Origin of the sequence: Xanthomonas sp. DAR33341, assembly GCF_003992815.1 — a bacterium.
GTDB lineage: Bacteria > Pseudomonadota > Gammaproteobacteria > Xanthomonadales > Xanthomonadaceae > Xanthomonas > Xanthomonas cissicola.
Genome location: NZ_QEYV01000038.1, coordinates 227,489 through 243,357, shown reverse-complemented (window position 1 = coordinate 243,357; position 15,869 = coordinate 227,489). Strand labels below are relative to the sequence as shown.

The 15,869-nt window shown below is 56.4% G+C and carries 16 protein-coding genes; all 16 read right to left on the bottom strand.

What is annotated here, in order from left to right; all coding sequences use genetic code 11:
- On the bottom strand, positions 1–832 hold an 832-nt coding region (locus EO156_RS20525), incomplete at its 3' end, for a peptidoglycan-binding protein (RefSeq protein WP_206513891.1).
- Positions 833–936: 104 nt separating this feature from the next.
- Complete coding sequence (locus tag EO156_RS20520; protein WP_230577965.1) at positions 937–1,740, bottom strand: FG-GAP repeat protein; 804 nt, start codon at positions 1,738–1,740, stop codon at positions 937–939.
- 108 nt (positions 1,741–1,848) lie between these two features.
- Positions 1,849–2,337, bottom strand: coding sequence for a DUF4189 domain-containing protein (locus EO156_RS20515; RefSeq protein ID WP_078585619.1), 489 nt, complete (start codon positions 2,335–2,337; stop codon positions 1,849–1,851).
- A 1-nt stretch (position 2,338) separates the two neighbouring features.
- A complete protein-coding gene (locus EO156_RS20510; RefSeq protein WP_005914224.1) occupies positions 2,339–3,421 on the bottom strand; it encodes a type IV secretion system protein in 1,083 nt (360 codons plus the stop codon).
- An 87-nt stretch (positions 3,422–3,508) separates the two neighbouring features.
- Complete coding sequence (locus EO156_RS20505) at positions 3,509–4,336, bottom strand: hypothetical protein (RefSeq protein WP_230577964.1); 828 nt, start codon at positions 4,334–4,336, stop codon at positions 3,509–3,511.
- Positions 4,329–6,782: a VirB4 family type IV secretion/conjugal transfer ATPase gene (locus tag EO156_RS20500; protein ID WP_029829174.1), complete on the bottom strand. Its 2,454-nt coding sequence runs from the start codon at positions 6,780–6,782 to the stop codon at positions 4,329–4,331. Before EO156_RS20500 ends, EO156_RS20505 begins: the two co-directional genes overlap by 8 nt.
- A gap of 100 nt (positions 6,783–6,882) precedes the next feature.
- A complete protein-coding gene (locus EO156_RS20495; RefSeq protein ID WP_005920266.1) occupies positions 6,883–7,194 on the bottom strand; it encodes a VirB3 family type IV secretion system protein in 312 nt (103 codons plus the stop codon).
- Positions 7,187–7,603: a TrbC/VirB2 family protein gene (locus EO156_RS20490; RefSeq protein ID WP_033482776.1), complete on the bottom strand. Its 417-nt coding sequence runs from the start codon at positions 7,601–7,603 to the stop codon at positions 7,187–7,189. Before EO156_RS20490 ends, EO156_RS20495 begins: the two co-directional genes overlap by 8 nt.
- Positions 7,604–7,659: 56 nt before the next feature.
- Positions 7,660–8,490, bottom strand: coding sequence for a lytic transglycosylase domain-containing protein (locus EO156_RS20485; RefSeq protein WP_016848704.1), 831 nt, complete (start codon positions 8,488–8,490; stop codon positions 7,660–7,662).
- 62 nt (positions 8,491–8,552) lie between these two features.
- Complete coding sequence (virB11, locus tag EO156_RS20480; protein ID WP_015472269.1) at positions 8,553–9,602, bottom strand: P-type DNA transfer ATPase VirB11; 1,050 nt, start codon at positions 9,600–9,602, stop codon at positions 8,553–8,555.
- Positions 9,603–9,607: 5 nt separating this feature from the next.
- Positions 9,608–10,777, bottom strand: a complete 1,170-nt coding sequence (locus EO156_RS20475) for a TrbI/VirB10 family protein (RefSeq protein WP_016848703.1) — start codon at positions 10,775–10,777, stop codon at positions 9,608–9,610.
- Complete coding sequence (locus tag EO156_RS20470; protein WP_005920257.1) at positions 10,774–11,541, bottom strand: TrbG/VirB9 family P-type conjugative transfer protein; 768 nt, start codon at positions 11,539–11,541, stop codon at positions 10,774–10,776. Before EO156_RS20470 ends, EO156_RS20475 begins: the two co-directional genes overlap by 4 nt.
- Positions 11,538–12,569: a type IV secretion system protein gene (locus EO156_RS20465; RefSeq protein ID WP_016848702.1), complete on the bottom strand. Its 1,032-nt coding sequence runs from the start codon at positions 12,567–12,569 to the stop codon at positions 11,538–11,540. The genes EO156_RS20470 and EO156_RS20465 overlap by 4 nt, the downstream gene beginning before the upstream one ends.
- Positions 12,570–12,693: 124 nt before the next feature.
- Positions 12,694–13,104, bottom strand: coding sequence for a TcpQ domain-containing protein (locus EO156_RS20460; RefSeq protein ID WP_005914237.1), 411 nt, complete (start codon positions 13,102–13,104; stop codon positions 12,694–12,696).
- A 333-nt stretch (positions 13,105–13,437) separates the two neighbouring features.
- Positions 13,438–15,111, bottom strand: coding sequence for a type IV secretory system conjugative DNA transfer family protein (locus EO156_RS20455; RefSeq protein ID WP_005920253.1), 1,674 nt, complete (start codon positions 15,109–15,111; stop codon positions 13,438–13,440).
- A gap of 36 nt (positions 15,112–15,147) precedes the next feature.
- A complete protein-coding gene (locus EO156_RS20450) occupies positions 15,148–15,390 on the bottom strand; it encodes a hypothetical protein (RefSeq protein ID WP_005920251.1) in 243 nt (80 codons plus the stop codon).
- Between the last annotated feature and the right edge of the window lie 479 nt (positions 15,391–15,869).

The window sequence follows — 15,869 nt, the reverse complement described above, 5'->3', positions numbered from 1 at the left end:
CCTGTGTTTGCTGCCCCACTACACCATCGACTTGCAGGCCATGTGCGCGCTGGAATTGCTCCACCGCGAACTTGGTATTGCCGCCGAAATCACCATCGGCCTGCAGCGCCTTGTCGTCGCGGCCGGTTGCGCCGAGCTGAGCGAGTTGGCCTTGGAGCTGCTTCACCTGCTCGCCGCGCTCGCCTTGTTCGAGCTTGCCATCATTGGACTTCGAAACTTGATGGGATGTCGAACCAGACGTCACGCTGTGCTTGAGATCGACACCATCGCGCTTGACGCTTTCTATCAAATCGGGAACGCGACGTTCCCAATTGCCCGCATATTCCTCGCATTCCTTGGCTGCCTTCACGCTCCAGGGTTTGCTAGGAGTAACTCCGTTGACAACGCGTCGCGCGTTGTAGACGTCGTGGCTATCATTATCGATGTAGCGATCAAGAGGCTTGCCTGTAAACAAGCCGTCACGCATACCTACAACTAGAACTTTTGCAGCGATTTCCGGTTGCTTGGCCATGTCCGGGTTGCGGACCATTTCACCGTTAAGGCCTAGCAACTTATCGAACTTCGCATAGTTGTAGTCGTGGGTAAGATGCACGTAACCACGGCCATAAAACTCTTCGCCACCGCTATATCCAAGTTTACGCGCTTGGCTACGCCCGAAATCCTCTTCAGGTGCCTGAAAGTTACGCGTCTCATGTTGAGCCGTCGCCAGCATGTACGAGATCTGCTTTGGATCGGTCACACCGTTCTCAAGAGCGGTTTTGACGATCAACCTAACAGAAGACTCCCGATCCACACCAAAGCCTTCAGTGCTCCGACCACGTCCATCGCTCATAGTATTCTCCGTACGTGCATATCATTAGAATTTGTTGTTGCATCTACCGGCATTGCAGACCCGAAGATGCGTTGCATGTACTCACTACCAATTACCACTCACTTCTAGTTGGACACCTCCTTCATTTCACCGTCTTGAAGCCGCTCGATCTTTTTCTTCGGATTAGCCGGATCATTCGTGTCTTCGGTTAACCGCTCTATCAGCACTGCCTCGTTATTCTTAAGCTCGTAGGTATCGAAGACGTGGATACAACATCCATCACCAGAAGTAGACGTCAGCATATTTCCTTTCACGGAGAATAGACCGTTGGCCATTACCGTAATATCGGATAGCGACTGATTGAAAACAAGGGTTTTCTGCGCAGCATCGAAAAGATAGACACTGTAAGAGGGACCACCATAATTACCCTCTTTTCCAGACCACACCACTACATCTTCGTGCCCATCGCCATTGATATCGGTCAAAATGATTGAGTGGCGGTTCTTCTTGTAAGTGTCGTCTAGCGGACCATGATAGAACGTGGAATTACTATCCACGTACAAAGCCTCAGGCTCCAGTGCAATCGGCTTGGCTCCGGGGAATGTCACCTCCACGACCGGCGAACGGTTACATAGCATGATCCCCGGGCTATCTTCGCTACAACGCTGCGCCTTGATTGAAATAACAATGCCGTTGATATCTGCGTTTATCTCGCCTTGGTCGTTGAGCTTGGCATTGACGGTAGACGGCATTTTCAAGTCCTTTTGCGGCGAGGATTCAGACTTTTTGCCAGCTTGATCTTCAGCGGATAATTTCGCTCCGTCAGCCTCTGCGGACGGAGTATTGCCAGGACTGCACGCTGTGATCGAGATGACGCAAGCTAAATACAGCGCCCCCACGACCGCTCTTGCTAGTGTACGTTCCACCATAGAAAATCCTTCCAATTCAAATCAATATTTCTTAAATACCGGCTCCGAACAAGTTGTGCCCGCCTCTCGGTTCGCGACACTTTGCTAGCGGCATTTATGACAGAAAAATCAGAACTTCTTAAAGATGGGATCGCTGCAAGTTGACATTGCAATTTTACAATCCCCTCCCGAATTCTTCTCGCAAGTTTTCGTTGCTCTGGATTCCACATCATTCAAGGATGGGCCTCCAGTTATCGCCCCCTTACCACGACTAGAAGCAGGCGACGCAATGGCAGCACACTGATTATGAAAAGTCAACGCGATGGCACATTGCATGCCAGCCAATTTTTGGCAGTTTTGCAGGGCAGCATCTTCAGCCTCTTTGCTAGTGAGACGCCCCTTAGTGTAACCAGCATCACCATTGTCGGCGATGGCAATGGCACCCCATGTTTTTATCCACTCACCCGTAGGCCGCGGCGGCGGAGCAGGAATGTCTCCTCTTGACGTCCCAGAATTAGGCCCACATTGCGGACTGCCAGGCGCAACACCAACTGGACACGCCGTTTGCGCAAACGCGAATACAGGAATAACCGCCAATAATAAAATAATTTTACGCATTTTAGCCCCGCTGCCTATCGACGTTATTAGCGTTGCCCATTTTACCGCTTGCGGTCTGGCTAGAATTGGACTCATCGCCCGAAACTCGGCCACTCACTTGAGGGACAGGAGTAACTTCAGAACGTTGATTATCCCTAGCCGGCGCCCCCGGCTCATAAGGCCGCCCAGCAGCCGGAGCTGACTGACCGCCTCGATCCAGCTGCCCCAGCGCCGAATACGCCGTGAACTGGCCCAGCGTGCCCTGGAAGAAGGCAGCGGCCATCGGCGGTGCGGTGATGATCAATGTCGTTAACACCAGTCCTAATCCTCCCTGCTGCAGCGCCATGCTGCTGATGCCTTCGCCCGTAAACCCGTTCATTGCCCACTTTGCAACGAAGGCAGCGCCTACTGCGCCAACCACCTTTGTCGCCAAGCTCACTGTGAAGGTCAACACCGACAGCGAAAACACAGTGCCCAGTCCATATAACAGCCATTTGCTGAACAACGACTTCGTCGCTTGGAACAGCAGACACAGGATGAACAGAGGCCCGAAGCCCACCACCAGCGCCATGGCCAGCTTGTTGAGAAGCAGCATCGAGCCTGCAACGACGCCCGGACCGGCCATGCCCAGGCCGGTGAACCACCGAGCCCGGTCTTTTTCGTCCTTGCTTTCCTCGTCACCGCCGGTCTTGATCTGATCCAGAGCCGACATGGCCACTTGCATCAACATCAAGTTCTTGTCGATCGCTTCATACGGGCTCTTTGAGCTGCCCGTCACTGTCTTGGTGATCGCCTGGCTGACTCCATCGGTCAGCGTCCAGTACAAGCGGGCCGAGCCTTGTGCCATGCTGGTCGCCACCCCGATGATCAGCGCCGCGCGCAGCGCTGTGACGACCAATCCCATCGCCGCCTCGCGCGACTGACCGGTGACGATGCGATAGCCCTGGATAAAAATCCACAGCGTCAACACCGTCAGGGACACCATGCCCACCCAAGCCGTCGTTCGCTGCAACAACTCCCACTGGAAGATCGCGATCTCATCGCGCAGGTAGTTGTTGATCAGACGAAAAAATTCGTAGTTGGCGATGTTCGTCAAAAAATCCATATGTCACCACATCCACTAGACGGCTGCGCCGTGGGGCAGTCGATGCCCCGGGTTTGAGTATGTTGCCTAACAGGTAAACCAGCTCCATCAGTCCTTGTCGATCTCTAATCTTTCCATACCGGCTGGCGTGTCTGATTTAATGGCCTCGAACGCACCTTTCATCACCGCCCCTGCGACAAGCGTCTTACCGATGCTCAACAGATCGGCTGGAATCCAGGATGGCAACCACGAACTGCTTCCATCTCCCTTCGGTGGCTCCTTCCCCGCCATCGCGGCCTTCGCAGCGCCGGTTTGCAGCTCGGTCAAGAATGCCAAGCGCTTTTCGTAGGCGAACATTGCCGACTCCATCTGCTGGCGATCGATATCCATCATCGCCTTCAGCGCCAGAAGCTTATTGGTGTTGCTTTCCAGCTCCCCAATCTTCTGGTCGCCGATCTTCTTGCGCTCTTCCTCGATCGTGCGCAGACGCTCCAGGCGCTTGGTGGTGATCTCGTACATCGCCACCATGTAGTTGAACTGGGAATTGCGCGTGCGTTGGATCAGCTCACAGGATTCCCTCTGCGAATCAGAGACAGGCGTTCCAGATGTGGACGCCGAACAGGCGGCCACACCCTCATCATCTGCCACCTTCTTCAAGGTCTCCTTGGGCTTCTCGACCTCCTTGCCGCTGGATTCCTTGCCCTCGCCCTTGCCCACCGTCTGATTGTCAAGGATCTCCTTGGTCGTTCCATTGAGCTTGTTGTCGATAACTTCCCATTGCGCACTGGCCGCTCCCGCCATGCTGAGCAGCACCAGTCCCATGAAGACCCGGGAAAAATGTCTGAACTTGATTGCCATGGTGTTCTTCGCCTCCTGTGACACAAATGAAGATGATGCGGGATGAAACTGCTGCGATTGCGTGGACTGACTATGCATCTTCGACCTCCTTGTCCTTGGCCGACTTGCGCTTGCCCGAGCCCTTGCGGTTGGCATAGAAATCGGCCAACCACTGCTCCGGCGTCAGTTGGTCCACGGTGACGCCCAGCTTGCCGGCCTTGCCCGTCAGAATTTGGTGCATGATTTCGATATTGTCGGTGGACGAGGAAATCACCGATAGCGCGTCATCCATCCCGCGCAGGTTGAGCTGGCACACCGCCGACGCGTGGCCCTGCTTGACCAGGAAACAGCGCGAGCGCTCATCCAGCGACACCACAACCTGGTATTCGGCGTCGGTGAGCTTGAGCCCTTCCATGTAATCGTCGCGGCTGGCATTCGGGTTCGGCAGCAGGATCATGGTGGCCGTCTGCTCGATCAATGCAGCGGCAATGTCACTGGCCAGCGCGTCTTCGGGGCTCTGTGTGGCGAAAATCCCTAAGCCATTCTGCTTACGGATGGTCTTCTGTTTGTTCTTGGCAAATTCCTTCAGGCCACCCTTGCCGTCCAGGATCTTCCAGAACTCGTCCATCACGTAGATCAGCGGGCGGCCGTCGATCAGCGCTTCCAGGCGGTGCAGCAGGTAGTTGATCACCGGCACGCGCACTTCGGCGTTGTCGATCACGTCGGTGTAGTCGAACCCGATGATCGACGCCCGCGTCAGGTCGATCGTGTCCACCGGATTGTCGAACACCCAACCGAGCGAATTGCCAGCGGTCCAGCGGCGCAGACGCGCATACAGACCGTCGTCGCCCATGTTGGGCAGACTCTTGCGGAAATTGCTCATGCTGCGCAGGTGCATCGGCGTGTCCAGCATGCCTTCCACCGCGCGATAGATGTCCTCTTCCTCACGGGCGCTGTATTCGGCCTTGCCGCCCAGCACCTTGATCAACTCGGCCAGGAATTGGGTGTTGGCTTCATTGCGCTCGCATTGGAAAGGGTTGAAGCCAGTCGGAGACCCATTTTCCAGCGCCAGGTAGTTGCCACCGCACGCGCGCACGAAGATCTCCGCGCCGCGGTCCTTGTCGAAGAAGAAGATGGTCGGAATCGGGTCGAACTTCTGCACCTGACTCAACAGGAAGTTGATCAGCGCCGTCTTACCGGTACCCGACTTGCCGATCACCATCGTATTGCCGATGGCCTTCTCTCCCAATGAGTTCTCGGACGGATGCGTCGCATGGAAGTTGAAGTAGTACGGCTGCCCATTGGTTGTCTGCAGGGTGGTGACGCAGTCACCCCATGGATTGTTGTGCTGCTTGCCCTGGGCAAAATTGTGCAGCGGCGACAACCCGAGGAAGTTGAGCGAACTCAGGTTGGCAATGCGCGTACGGAAGCGCCAGTTACCTGGCAGCTGCGAATAAAACGACGAGGCGATCGCGAGATCTTCCTTGGCCGAGACGAAGCCGGCATTGGACAACTCGGCTCGAGTGGTTGCGATCTGCCTCGCCAGCTTCTCCTGGCTGTCGGCATAGACCGCCAATGTGAAATGGTATTCGCCGAGCACGAAGTTTCCCGAGGCAACATCGTCCATCGCGACATCGAGATCGCGGATCTGGGTCGACGATTTGTCCCCTGAAGAAATCATCATCCCCTTGGTGCGTTCCAACACCTTCAGCGCATCGTGTCGTCCGACCGGGCTGAACGAGTGCGTCATGACGTATTCGAAGTCCAGGTACTTCAGGCCATTGAGAATGCCCGGATAGGTTCCATCCGCATATTCCTTGATATTCAAGATAGCGCCAAAGTGATTGATTCCGTCTGGAGTACGAATGACGAAATCGCCGGTCTTGTTGGCAAACATGTGCTTACTGACGGGCAAATACGCGGGCACCGGGGCTGGCAAGACCGGCACCGGCTCATCGATTCGGTTCAACAAGTAGCCCAGAAACTCCAATGTCTCGGAGAAAACCACGCCGTTCTTTGCCTCGTACATACCGAGACGGTATGGCGCATAATCCTTGAGCACGGCTTCGACATTAGTAGCCAGTTCGACAACTTTCGCGACAGCCTGTTCTTCCTCGGCGCGAATCTTGTCCGGGTTCGCGGATTTCTCCACCAAGCGACGTCCCGTGACTACCGGCCTGTAAATCATGCTGAAATACAGCTCGTTCTGCATGATCTTTTGCGAAGAAAGCGCTGTGTAATACTCGTCGGACAGATTCTGATTGAACGCCTGCTTGAAACGTCCGCCTGCACCGATTCTGCGCCGACGCCGCACATCGTGGACCCAGAATGCAACGTTGGCAAAATCCGGCGCGCGCAGGGTCTGCAAAAGACGGTTAAACGTGTTGTGCCGTTGTTCGAGCTCGAACTCGTCTCGCCCCACGAACGGCAGCCCGCCCAGATGCCAGATCAACAGGTAGTCGCCAGCGGTCGTCTTGACGACGGACGGCGCAACATGCGTCGAGATGGAAACAAACTCGCTGATCGGACTGTCTGGACTGAACATGGTCTTACCAAATTTAGAGAGGAAGCATCACACCAAGCGACCATCGCAAACACCAACCCCACGCGGGTTGTGTGCGTGGGGTTGGTAGACGGCTACGTGCTCATCGCGATTTTCCCGGGGGATTCTTGCGATATTCATTTGGGCTGAAGACCCACATTCCTGAATAACGCTGAAGGTTTCGCGCACGCATTCGGAACAGCCAGCGTAATCCAAGCAACCTGAAAATCATCTCATCACGCTTGGCCATCTGCTGCATGGCAAAGATGATGACCGGAATGGTCAACAGGTACCAAAGATCGATGTACATCCCCAACAGCAAGCCACCGCCCGCACCAATGAAGAAGGGGATGTAAGGCACCCCCAAAAACATGGCGGGGCGGGTGCATCCGCGGAAGAGTACGTCTTTATGCATAGTATTGAGCGATCTGCATCAGTGAGGCGCCGACTCCCGAGCAGTCCCCAGAACTCGATTCCTTGTTCTGCAGGATCATGTTGGCGATCTGACCAGCGGCGCCAATCAGAACGCCACCGATCAGGATTGGAGACACCTCTGAAATGCGCTTGTGTGCGAAGGCAATCTGGTAACCCGCCACGATAACTGCGATGGTGACGACCGTGATCGAACCCATGTTCAGCAGCTTGGTCACATTGTTAAGAAAGCCACAGACACGTGTATCGGTACCACCCAGGCCGTTACTACCCGTGGTCGCTCCAGCACCACCCGCTACCACCAACAATGCGGTAAACACCAATGCCTTCATTGCCTGCGTGCCGACCATTTTGGCGTCGGCGATCGTTTTGTTGTCGATTTCAAACTTCATGTCTAACTCCTTGGGAACAGAGGGGTCCAGCAGCCATATCCTTGGCAATTTCCATCCTAAAAAACGAATGCGCTATCCACTTGCGGAACTGTCTGCGGTGCTCGCTGCATAGAAGCCGGTAAAGATTGGTCGGTCGGCGTCAAGGCCTGCGGACCGGAGGCTGGTACCGCCACCCCACGCCCCTGCCCGGTTGCCTTCACCACATACAGTTCGTTTTCTTCCGGAGCAGCTGCAGGAGCCACAGGCGCCACCCGACTCGGCAAGGAATACGCTGGTGCAGGCTGGGATAGCATAGGCCCTGGCGGTGAAGCCGCTGTGTGGCTCGCCCCGGAAAATTCCTGAATGCGACGAGCCACAATCGCGTCTGCCAACTCGGCTGCAGCCTGTCGCAGGGGATTTGCGGGCTTCAATTGCACCTGGCGGGTTGGCACGACCGCGATGGGCTCGGCACCGGAAGACGCGACCGACTGCCGAATGGAGGCGTAGATCTTCTGCACGTAGCCATGTTTGAAGCCGGTTTCAAAATTTCCGGAGTAGTAGCAGCTAAACGACTTCCCCCAGTTGGCACCAGAACGCGAGTGGCATTCGGCCAGAATCTTTGAGGCGGCGACCAAGTTGGGGCATTTGTCGAATGCCATCTCATAAGTCGCCAAGCCGTACTTCTGCAGGTTGTAGCGATTGACCTGGCCTAAACCCAGCGAAAAGTTGTACCCCTTCTGCTCCAGCATCTTCGCCGTGGCGACCGCTTCAGCCAGACCGCGTGGCTCGCGCACCAGGCGTCCGCCAACGACACCAATGGCATAGGGATTACGCGACGACTCGACACGGACAACGTGTTGCATTACCTCGCCGGGGACGGCCAGTCCAGTGCACCCCATCAGTTCCATGCCAGGCAACATGTCAGTACTCCTTCCAAAACCAGATCAAAATCAGCGACGACGTCGATGCCCTAGCCACCGCGCAGCGTGCGAAGAGGATCGAAATCGATACCCGTGATGAAGCGCCGTCCAGCGTGCGCCTTGATGTGAACCACGATGTCGATGGTCATTCTCAACAGACGTTTGATCACCTCGAACTCCAGACCGGAGCCCTCATTGGAGGCCTTCACCATCAACGCAAGCTGGTCCCAGGTCTGCTCAACACTTCCAGCATGGCAACTGGTGATGGAGCCGGGATGGCCCGACGCGCAGTTACGAATGAAGTAGAACGACTCATCGCCGCGCAACTCGGCAAGGATGATGCGGTCTGGCTTCATACGCAGGCAGGCCTCCATGCAGCTCTTAGCAGTCACGTTGCTGGCGCTTTGACCGCCCTTGGAATAAAGCAGGTGCACAGCGTTCGGCTGACTAATGAATAGCTCCCTGGCGTCCTCAATCGTCACCAGGCGCTCTTCGTTCGGAATGTGGTTGACCAGCGCCTTCATGAAGGTCGTTTTGCCGCTACCTGTCGCCCCGGCAACAACGACATTTTTCTTGTAAAGCACGCACTTCTTGAAAAACTCTGCGTAATCGCGCTTGCGGCGCAGCTCAAGCAGTTCCTGGTCGTGATCGCTGACATCCGCCGATTGCTCAAGCACTTCGTCGAAGAAACCGTCGTGCTTGTACTGCTCAAGCGACTTTGTGTGCTTCGAAGGAAGTCGGATCGTGATGGACACCTTGCCCGCATCGCAGGCAGGAGGCATCACGAACTGCGCACGTTGCCCGGTCGGAAACGTCAGCGATACGACAGGGTCGGCATCGGTGATGCGTTGCCCGGTGTTGCTCTCATTGACGACCGCCGTACAGAACTGCCGAGCGCGGTCGTAGGTGAGGGATGGCACGTCGACTCGCTGCCATCCATGGATCGTCTCCAGGTACAGCTCACCAGGACGATTGATGCAAATTTCGGTCACGTCAGGCGAATTCAGATAGTCCAGAATTCCCAGCACGGAGTACTGGTAATCCAGAAAGTCATTGGAAATACGCGCTGTCGGGGAGTCATCGATCGTCATGGCAACCATTTCATTCACTTCGGCAGGACAGCCGAGAAATCGACGTCCTTGGCAACGTAGACGTTCAACACGGTTCCTTGGTTGATCGTCAGTGTGGCAGGACGACGCCCCGACTTTTCAACCGCCTGCTCCGCAAGCTGCTGCATGCTACGCGCGGTATTACTCTCAAACGGTTGCTGGGTAACGATGCCGGAGCCCACGCCAATTGTTGTGGTCTCGGGGCCATATTCCGCTGCTGCATACTTGAATGCGTCGCTCAGCAGACTGATGAACAGGGCTGAAGCAATTTTGTTACCCCAATGTGCGTTGTAGTTACCCGGATGACCGGAGCTCCCGAGCGTATCGATGCCTGGACCCATGAGCGTGACATCCAAACCGGTAGGCGTAGTAACGCGGTCCCAGACAACTTGGAGACGATGAGAGGTCGGCTCACCGGCGCTGTACTGACCCAGCATCTTGGACCCTTTCGGAAGAAGCAGGTTGTGCCCATTGATGGAGTAGACCGGCTCGGTGACGATGCACGATGTATAGCCGCCGAAATCGGAGATGATGCGAGTCTCCAGGATGCAGCGAATATAGGTACCGCGCACTAGCAGACCGTCCGGGTTGCTGATCGGCTTGGCGAGCGTGACCGGACCATCTTCCTGAGTAGGCGCAGGCTGTGCCCCAAGTTGACCGGGAACCCCACCGCTATTTGCAGCAGACTCGGCAAGAATGCGACGCTCCAACAGCGTTGGTCCGCGCTGACGTTCCGGTGCGGAGCTGACCTCTTCGCTATTGTCGGTCGGCATTGGCGGCAGTGGCGGCAAACTGGGCTGCTGAGCTAGCGGGACTGGCGCTTCCTCAACCGGCGCAGTCATGCTCTGCGGCAACGCAGGTGCGACCACCGTCTCGGTACGCGGCTTCGGGGGCGCGGAATCCTCCCCGCTTTGCGTCGCTAGCCAGAAGATGGCGAGAATCAAGAGAGCTGCAATGGCTGCAAGAAACACCAGGGCCTTGCGATTAAGTCGCTTGATGTCGCTCGATCTTAAGATCGGCTCATTGGCATCCAGGTCCGGTTCCGCACTGGCCTGCTGGCGCGCGAAGTAAGGATTGTTGCGCTCGTTGTGGTCGCCGTTGTGCTGCTCATCGCCGCCATGGTTCTGGATGCGCTCATCAGGGCTGTTTGGAATATTCGAATTCACTTTTGCTTGTTCCTTCGCAGACCGACGACGTTATCGCCATGACGAACCACCAGGAAAGGGTAGGTTCCGTGCACGATCAGAGTATTTCCTTCCACCGTCGTATTAACGAGAAAATCTTCGGCGTGCTCTTTCTCGCGAGCGAAGACCGCAGGAAAATTTCCAGTCGGAAAACGCGTCAGATCCATATTGATATAAGTGAATTTACCGTCATCATAGACACGGCTTGGGATCAACCAGGACTTCTTGGTCCGTGTCGCATAATCGTAATCGTAATAGTAACGACGATCCTTCAAGATCTTGGCATTCAGTAGCGGGCCGTTCTTCGAAGTATCCGCATCCGCGACATTATTGAAGCTTGTGTCCTTCGGGTAGGTAAACACAACCTTATATTGGACACCCGCTTGCTTCGCCTGCTCGAGACGTTGCCAATCTGTTGCCACCACCTTGAGCTCAAGAATATAAGAATGCGTCGCGGTACGAATCATCATGTTCGTATCGACGTCGACGTTTTTAGGCTTGAGATAAAAAACATTCTCTCGCCGCGTGAGCTCCCATCCACCAGTGAAACCGGTGCTGTAATCCAGAATTTTTTCGTTCGGGCTCAGCTCCACCTGAGTGGTAATGCCAAGGCCTGTGCGCACCTGATAGATACGGTCGGGTGCATACTCATATTCCTGTACCACCTGAGCAGCTGCTGACAAGGCACACAGCGCAAGTGGTAGCGCTGACAACAACGCAACCCTATATCGGTTAAAAAGTTTCATCGACCACTTGCTCCATTGACATTCTTGGGCATCCCTGGGGGTTGCATTGCAGGCTGCGCTTGCAGCTGACCGGCCGGCTGCATTTGATCAGGAAATGCTGGCTGCGCCTGTTGCTGAGGCGCGCCACCTTGTTGCTGCATGCCTTGTTGCAGCGGAACGCCCGCTTGAGGTGCAATGGCGGCACCTGCTGCATTTGGATCGGCCATCCCAGGCATCGGCTGCTGCATGACCTGCTGCTGCACTGCTGCCTGAGGCTGAGCATTGATAACCGCGCCAGCCGCTGGGGCAACGGGAAGCGCGGAGTAATCATTATCTACGCGGTAATCAGTGACCCGAAAGCCCAGAGGATTTTCCACCCTCAGGCTATCGCTCATCTCAAGATTATCCTGGTAGACGAACCCCATCGTGGCGATCTTGTTGTCCAGTAACGTCGAAACCGTGGAGTTCTTGTCATAAACGGTTCGCTGGAAGCGCACGGTTGCCCCGGTATACGCCTTCCCGTTGCCGCCAATCAAGGTAATACTCAAAATATTGACGCGAATTGCACGGAGCTTGCCGTACGTATTCAGCGGCCTCGACGGGTTGTTGGCGGAGTGCAGCGCGCGATATTCGCTCACTACATTTGTCGACCCCATTGCCGAGACCGTGTTCCAGTCACGCTGACCAATAATGGAAAGATCAAACGACTCACGCGCAATAATGAAACGCGCGATATTGCTACGCGCCAGCGCCTCGCTGGTGCTGATTGCTCGACCACCGAAGTTGGGCTCAAGCTTGGCGATGGTGCTAGTACCCGAATACGCATCTGCCATGACGAGATACGGCACTTTCTCCTTCAGCGGCAGCATGTAGTAGTAGCCGCCCGCTGTCATGACGGTGACGAGCATCGACAGGGTCGCCACGATCCAGGCACGCTTTTCGCTGCGGCGCGCGAGGTCGGCAATGCTGACCTCGTAATTCACCGCTTTTTGAACGGCCGCGCCTACTTGGGCGGAACCGTCCTTTTCACTGACCTTCTTACGCAACATGTCTAGATCCGTCACCGTGAGGCCTTGTCAGGCCTGAAACTATCGCCGCAACGCGTCGCGGGTACTTGAGAAGGTAGGAATACCGAAGCCTCGATGCCCGAAGGCATCACGCAGACGGCAGCCCTTAGAGCTTGGCGCCAGACGACACCGGCACTGGTTGGACCAGCAACTTGTTGGCAGAAACCGACACCGAGACTCCTTGGGCTGCGTACACGGCACTCAGCTCGGTGGCAGCCTGTTGGACGCTGGTCGTGCTGATTGCGGAAACTGGCCCGATCAAGGTGTAGTCCGATGGCAAGTTGTAGGACAACTGCATATTGGAATCCGCCGCCCAGCGCTCCAGCATGGTCTTCAGCGTGCCGTCCATGGGCGTGGCCTGATACGTGTACGAGGTGTAGAGCGGGATTTCGGTGGGCGCCTCGTCAAAGTGGTTGACGTGCTTCCAACGACCACCAAAGTCAGGAGCAGGCTTGGTCGCGCACGCGCCTACCAATGCTGCAGCCACTAGCACCAACGACAGCTTGGACACATACATCGGATTCACTCTGACTTCTCCAACTCATGAGATTTCGGGCTTAAGACGGACAGCACTAAGCCTCCGCGCACCAGTGGGTACCGGAGGAAACTTGTTATTGATGCGTTTTTCGCAGTCCTACGACCCGCTGGGTCGCCCCAGTTGCAAGTGTGTGCTGCTGAAAAAAATGAATACGCTGACAAACCATCCATAGCCTTACTCCAGTACGGCCCCATCCGGCGCCGCTCCCCTACGACCATCGATCTAAACCGCAGACTCTTGCTAACTTTGCCCTTAACAAGCAGATCCGTCAAGAATTGCGCACCAAGCCCTGCGCTGCAAACGAGACACAAATCACACTCTGATGGTAAGCGTCTTCACTTCGGTTTTCGGCAACAAGCGCGCAGTGAAGTGGCGATCCTCGTAGTAGCGGATCTTGTCGCACTTCACCGGGTGCGGGATTCCCTCGTACAAGAACACTTCCTTTTCATTGCCCATCGCCTTGAGCTCCTGCGGCAACATCAGCGCCCGGCGTTCTTCTGACACGCTATGGGTGGTCTCCCGCCCTCTGGTGACGTTCTTCTTCTTGATGGTGGTGTATCCCAGCATCTCGGAATAGTCGTTGGCGTCCTGCTGTTCGCGTGGTGCGTAAAGGATCTGCAGGGCGTGATTGGTGATGATGGTGCGTGACAGATCTTTGCCGTAGGTCGCGTCCAGCTGGGCCATGCTTTGGATGATGGGCAGCAGGCGGATGTTGTAGCCGGCCATGTAGGCTACCGCGGTCGCGATGATGTCCACCTTGCCGATCGAGGTGAATTCGTCCATCAGCAGCAGGCACTGATACTTGAGCTCAGGGTTGGATTTGGGCAGTTCGCGGGTGTTGAGGTTGATGATCTGGCTGAAGAGCAGGTTGATGATCAGGCGGCTTTCGGCCAGCTTGTTGGGCTGGATGCCGATGTAGATGCTCATCTTCTTCTTGCGAAGGTCCGTGAGCACGAAGTCGTCCGCACTGGTGGCAGCGTCCAGAACCGGATTGATCCACGCATTGAGCGGCTCCTTCAAGGTGCCCATGATCGAGGCGAAGGTCTCATCCGCCTGTGACAGCAGGTTGGCAAAGGCCGACTTGGCGTTGCTGCTGAGGAACCGCCGCTCGGACAGCGACTTCAGATATTTCTTGAGATCGGTGCCGTCACCCGACGAAAGGCGATAAATTCCGCCCAAGGTGGGTGCCCCTGCCCCACCCGGAAAACCGAGCGAGAGCTCCTCGTCCCAGTTTTCGAACAGGTACAACGCGAACGCCATGAAGGCGTTGCGCGCCTGGCTCACCCAGAACTTCTGGTCGTCGGACCCGTCCGGGTACAACATCGCTGCGATGCTCATCAAATCCGAAACGCGAAATGCGGGATCGTTCGACACATAGGTCAACGGATTCCAGCGATGCGTGCGACGGTCTTCGGCGAACGGATTGAACAGGAAGACCTCGTGGCCCTGGCTGGCACGCCAGCCACTGGTCAGGTCGAAGTTCTCCTGCTTGATGTCCAGGACCACGACCGACTCTTGATACTCCAAGAGGTTCGGGATGACGACACCGACGCCCTTACCCGAGCGCGTCGGTGCAGCAAGAATCACGAATTGTTGGCCGCTCAATCGCACCAGCTTGCCGTTGAACTTGCCGACGACGATGCCGTTTCCGCTGGGCTTGAACAGCCCGTGCTTGGAGAGATCGGCGGCGCCGGCGAAGCGCGCGTCACCGTGCAGGGCGCGCGCCTTGGGCTTGACGATGAGCACAACGGCAATCGCCCAGACCAGCACCGGCAGCCCGAATCCAAGCACGCCCGCAATCTTGATCTTGGTCGCGTAAGGCGCCACTTGGGGCAACCCAAGCGCGCTGAAATAGCGGTAGTAGGTGTCCCACCCGTACAGACCGGTGTCGAGCCGCAGCAACAGCAGGGTCAGATAGCCGGACAGGCAATATCCGGCTAGCACCGCCACCAGCGTGGCAATTGCGATGATTTTTGGTTTGGACATGCGCCCTTCTCCTTAGGCTTGCATCACGATGGCGGGCTAGCGACGCACGACCGGCTTATGGTCGACAAGGCCGGACTTGCGCCCGCCACTCTCGCTCTCCACCAGCGAATCGATCCAGACCTTGGCCTGGTCGAGGGACAAATCCGGAGTGATTCGCGTACCCGCATCGGTCACAACGGCGTATGCCACGACGGCGTCGGGTGCGTACACCTCGTCACGCGTAATCGCCACAACACGGTACCCACCCCTGGTCAGCACAGTGTGCTGATATTCGTCCATCGCCAGCCTTCCTTTCCGTCAGCGCGGTGGCGATGCTAAAGCAAGACGTGTGACGGTGAAAGCGATATCGACTGACTGGGCTGCGGTAGGCAGCGCTGACCCGCAAAACAACCGCGCTGAGCGCGTATTTCCCACAGCCGAGGCACTCTCGGTGCGCTTTCGAAGACGCGTACGGGCGGCCGAAGACCTGGACTGCCTACGCCTTCGCGTGGAAAGGCACTGCGATAGCCTGGCTTACCGAACGAAGCGCCCACTTCGCAGTGAACGCACCCACCAGCCCCGGCGCTCAACTGACATCCGGCGACGATCGATCAAGCCACTTTTTCAAGATAGGAGGAAGAGAACGGCATCGGGACTTCACCCGTCAGATAGGGGCAAGAAGTCGCTAGCGTCACGCATCATCCGTAACGTGTAGATCAGACAGGTGGCGCGGCACGATTGGCACCGCTCGAGCATCGCCGCGTACCTCGCCGGCGACG

What these genes read in the sequence shown, in the direction of transcription:
- EO156_RS20520 (WP_230577965.1), bottom strand. Translation starts at nt 1,740, where the DNA reads ATGGTGGAACGTACACTAGCAAGAGCGGTCGTGGGGGCGCTGTATTTA.
- EO156_RS20515 (WP_078585619.1), bottom strand. Translation starts at nt 2,337, where the DNA reads ATGCGTAAAATTATTTTATTATTGGCGGTTATTCCTGTATTCGCGTTT.
- EO156_RS20510 (WP_005914224.1), bottom strand. Translation starts at nt 3,421, where the DNA reads ATGGATTTTTTGACGAACATCGCCAACTACGAATTTTTTCGTCTGATC.
- EO156_RS20505 (WP_230577964.1), bottom strand. Translation starts at nt 4,336, where the DNA reads ATGCATAGTCAGTCCACGCAATCGCAGCAGTTTCATCCCGCATCATCT.
- EO156_RS20500 (WP_029829174.1), bottom strand. Translation starts at nt 6,782, where the DNA reads ATGTTCAGTCCAGACAGTCCGATCAGCGAGTTTGTTTCCATCTCGACG.
- EO156_RS20495 (WP_005920266.1), bottom strand. Translation starts at nt 7,194, where the DNA reads ATGCATAAAGACGTACTCTTCCGCGGATGCACCCGCCCCGCCATGTTT.
- EO156_RS20490 (WP_033482776.1), bottom strand. Translation starts at nt 7,603, where the DNA reads ATGAAGTTTGAAATCGACAACAAAACGATCGCCGACGCCAAAATGGTC.
- EO156_RS20485 (WP_016848704.1), bottom strand. Translation starts at nt 8,490, where the DNA reads ATGGAACTGATGGGGTGCACTGGACTGGCCGTCCCCGGCGAGGTAATG.
- virB11 (WP_015472269.1), bottom strand. Translation starts at nt 9,602, where the DNA reads ATGGTTGCCATGACGATCGATGACTCCCCGACAGCGCGTATTTCCAAT.
- EO156_RS20470 (WP_005920257.1), bottom strand. Translation starts at nt 11,541, where the DNA reads ATGAAACTTTTTAACCGATATAGGGTTGCGTTGTTGTCAGCGCTACCA.
- EO156_RS20465 (WP_016848702.1), bottom strand. Translation starts at nt 12,569, where the DNA reads ATGTTGCGTAAGAAGGTCAGTGAAAAGGACGGTTCCGCCCAAGTAGGC.
- EO156_RS20460 (WP_005914237.1), bottom strand. Translation starts at nt 13,104, where the DNA reads ATGTATGTGTCCAAGCTGTCGTTGGTGCTAGTGGCTGCAGCATTGGTA.
- EO156_RS20455 (WP_005920253.1), bottom strand. Translation starts at nt 15,111, where the DNA reads ATGTCCAAACCAAAAATCATCGCAATTGCCACGCTGGTGGCGGTGCTA.
- EO156_RS20450 (WP_005920251.1), bottom strand. Translation starts at nt 15,390, where the DNA reads ATGGACGAATATCAGCACACTGTGCTGACCAGGGGTGGGTACCGTGTT.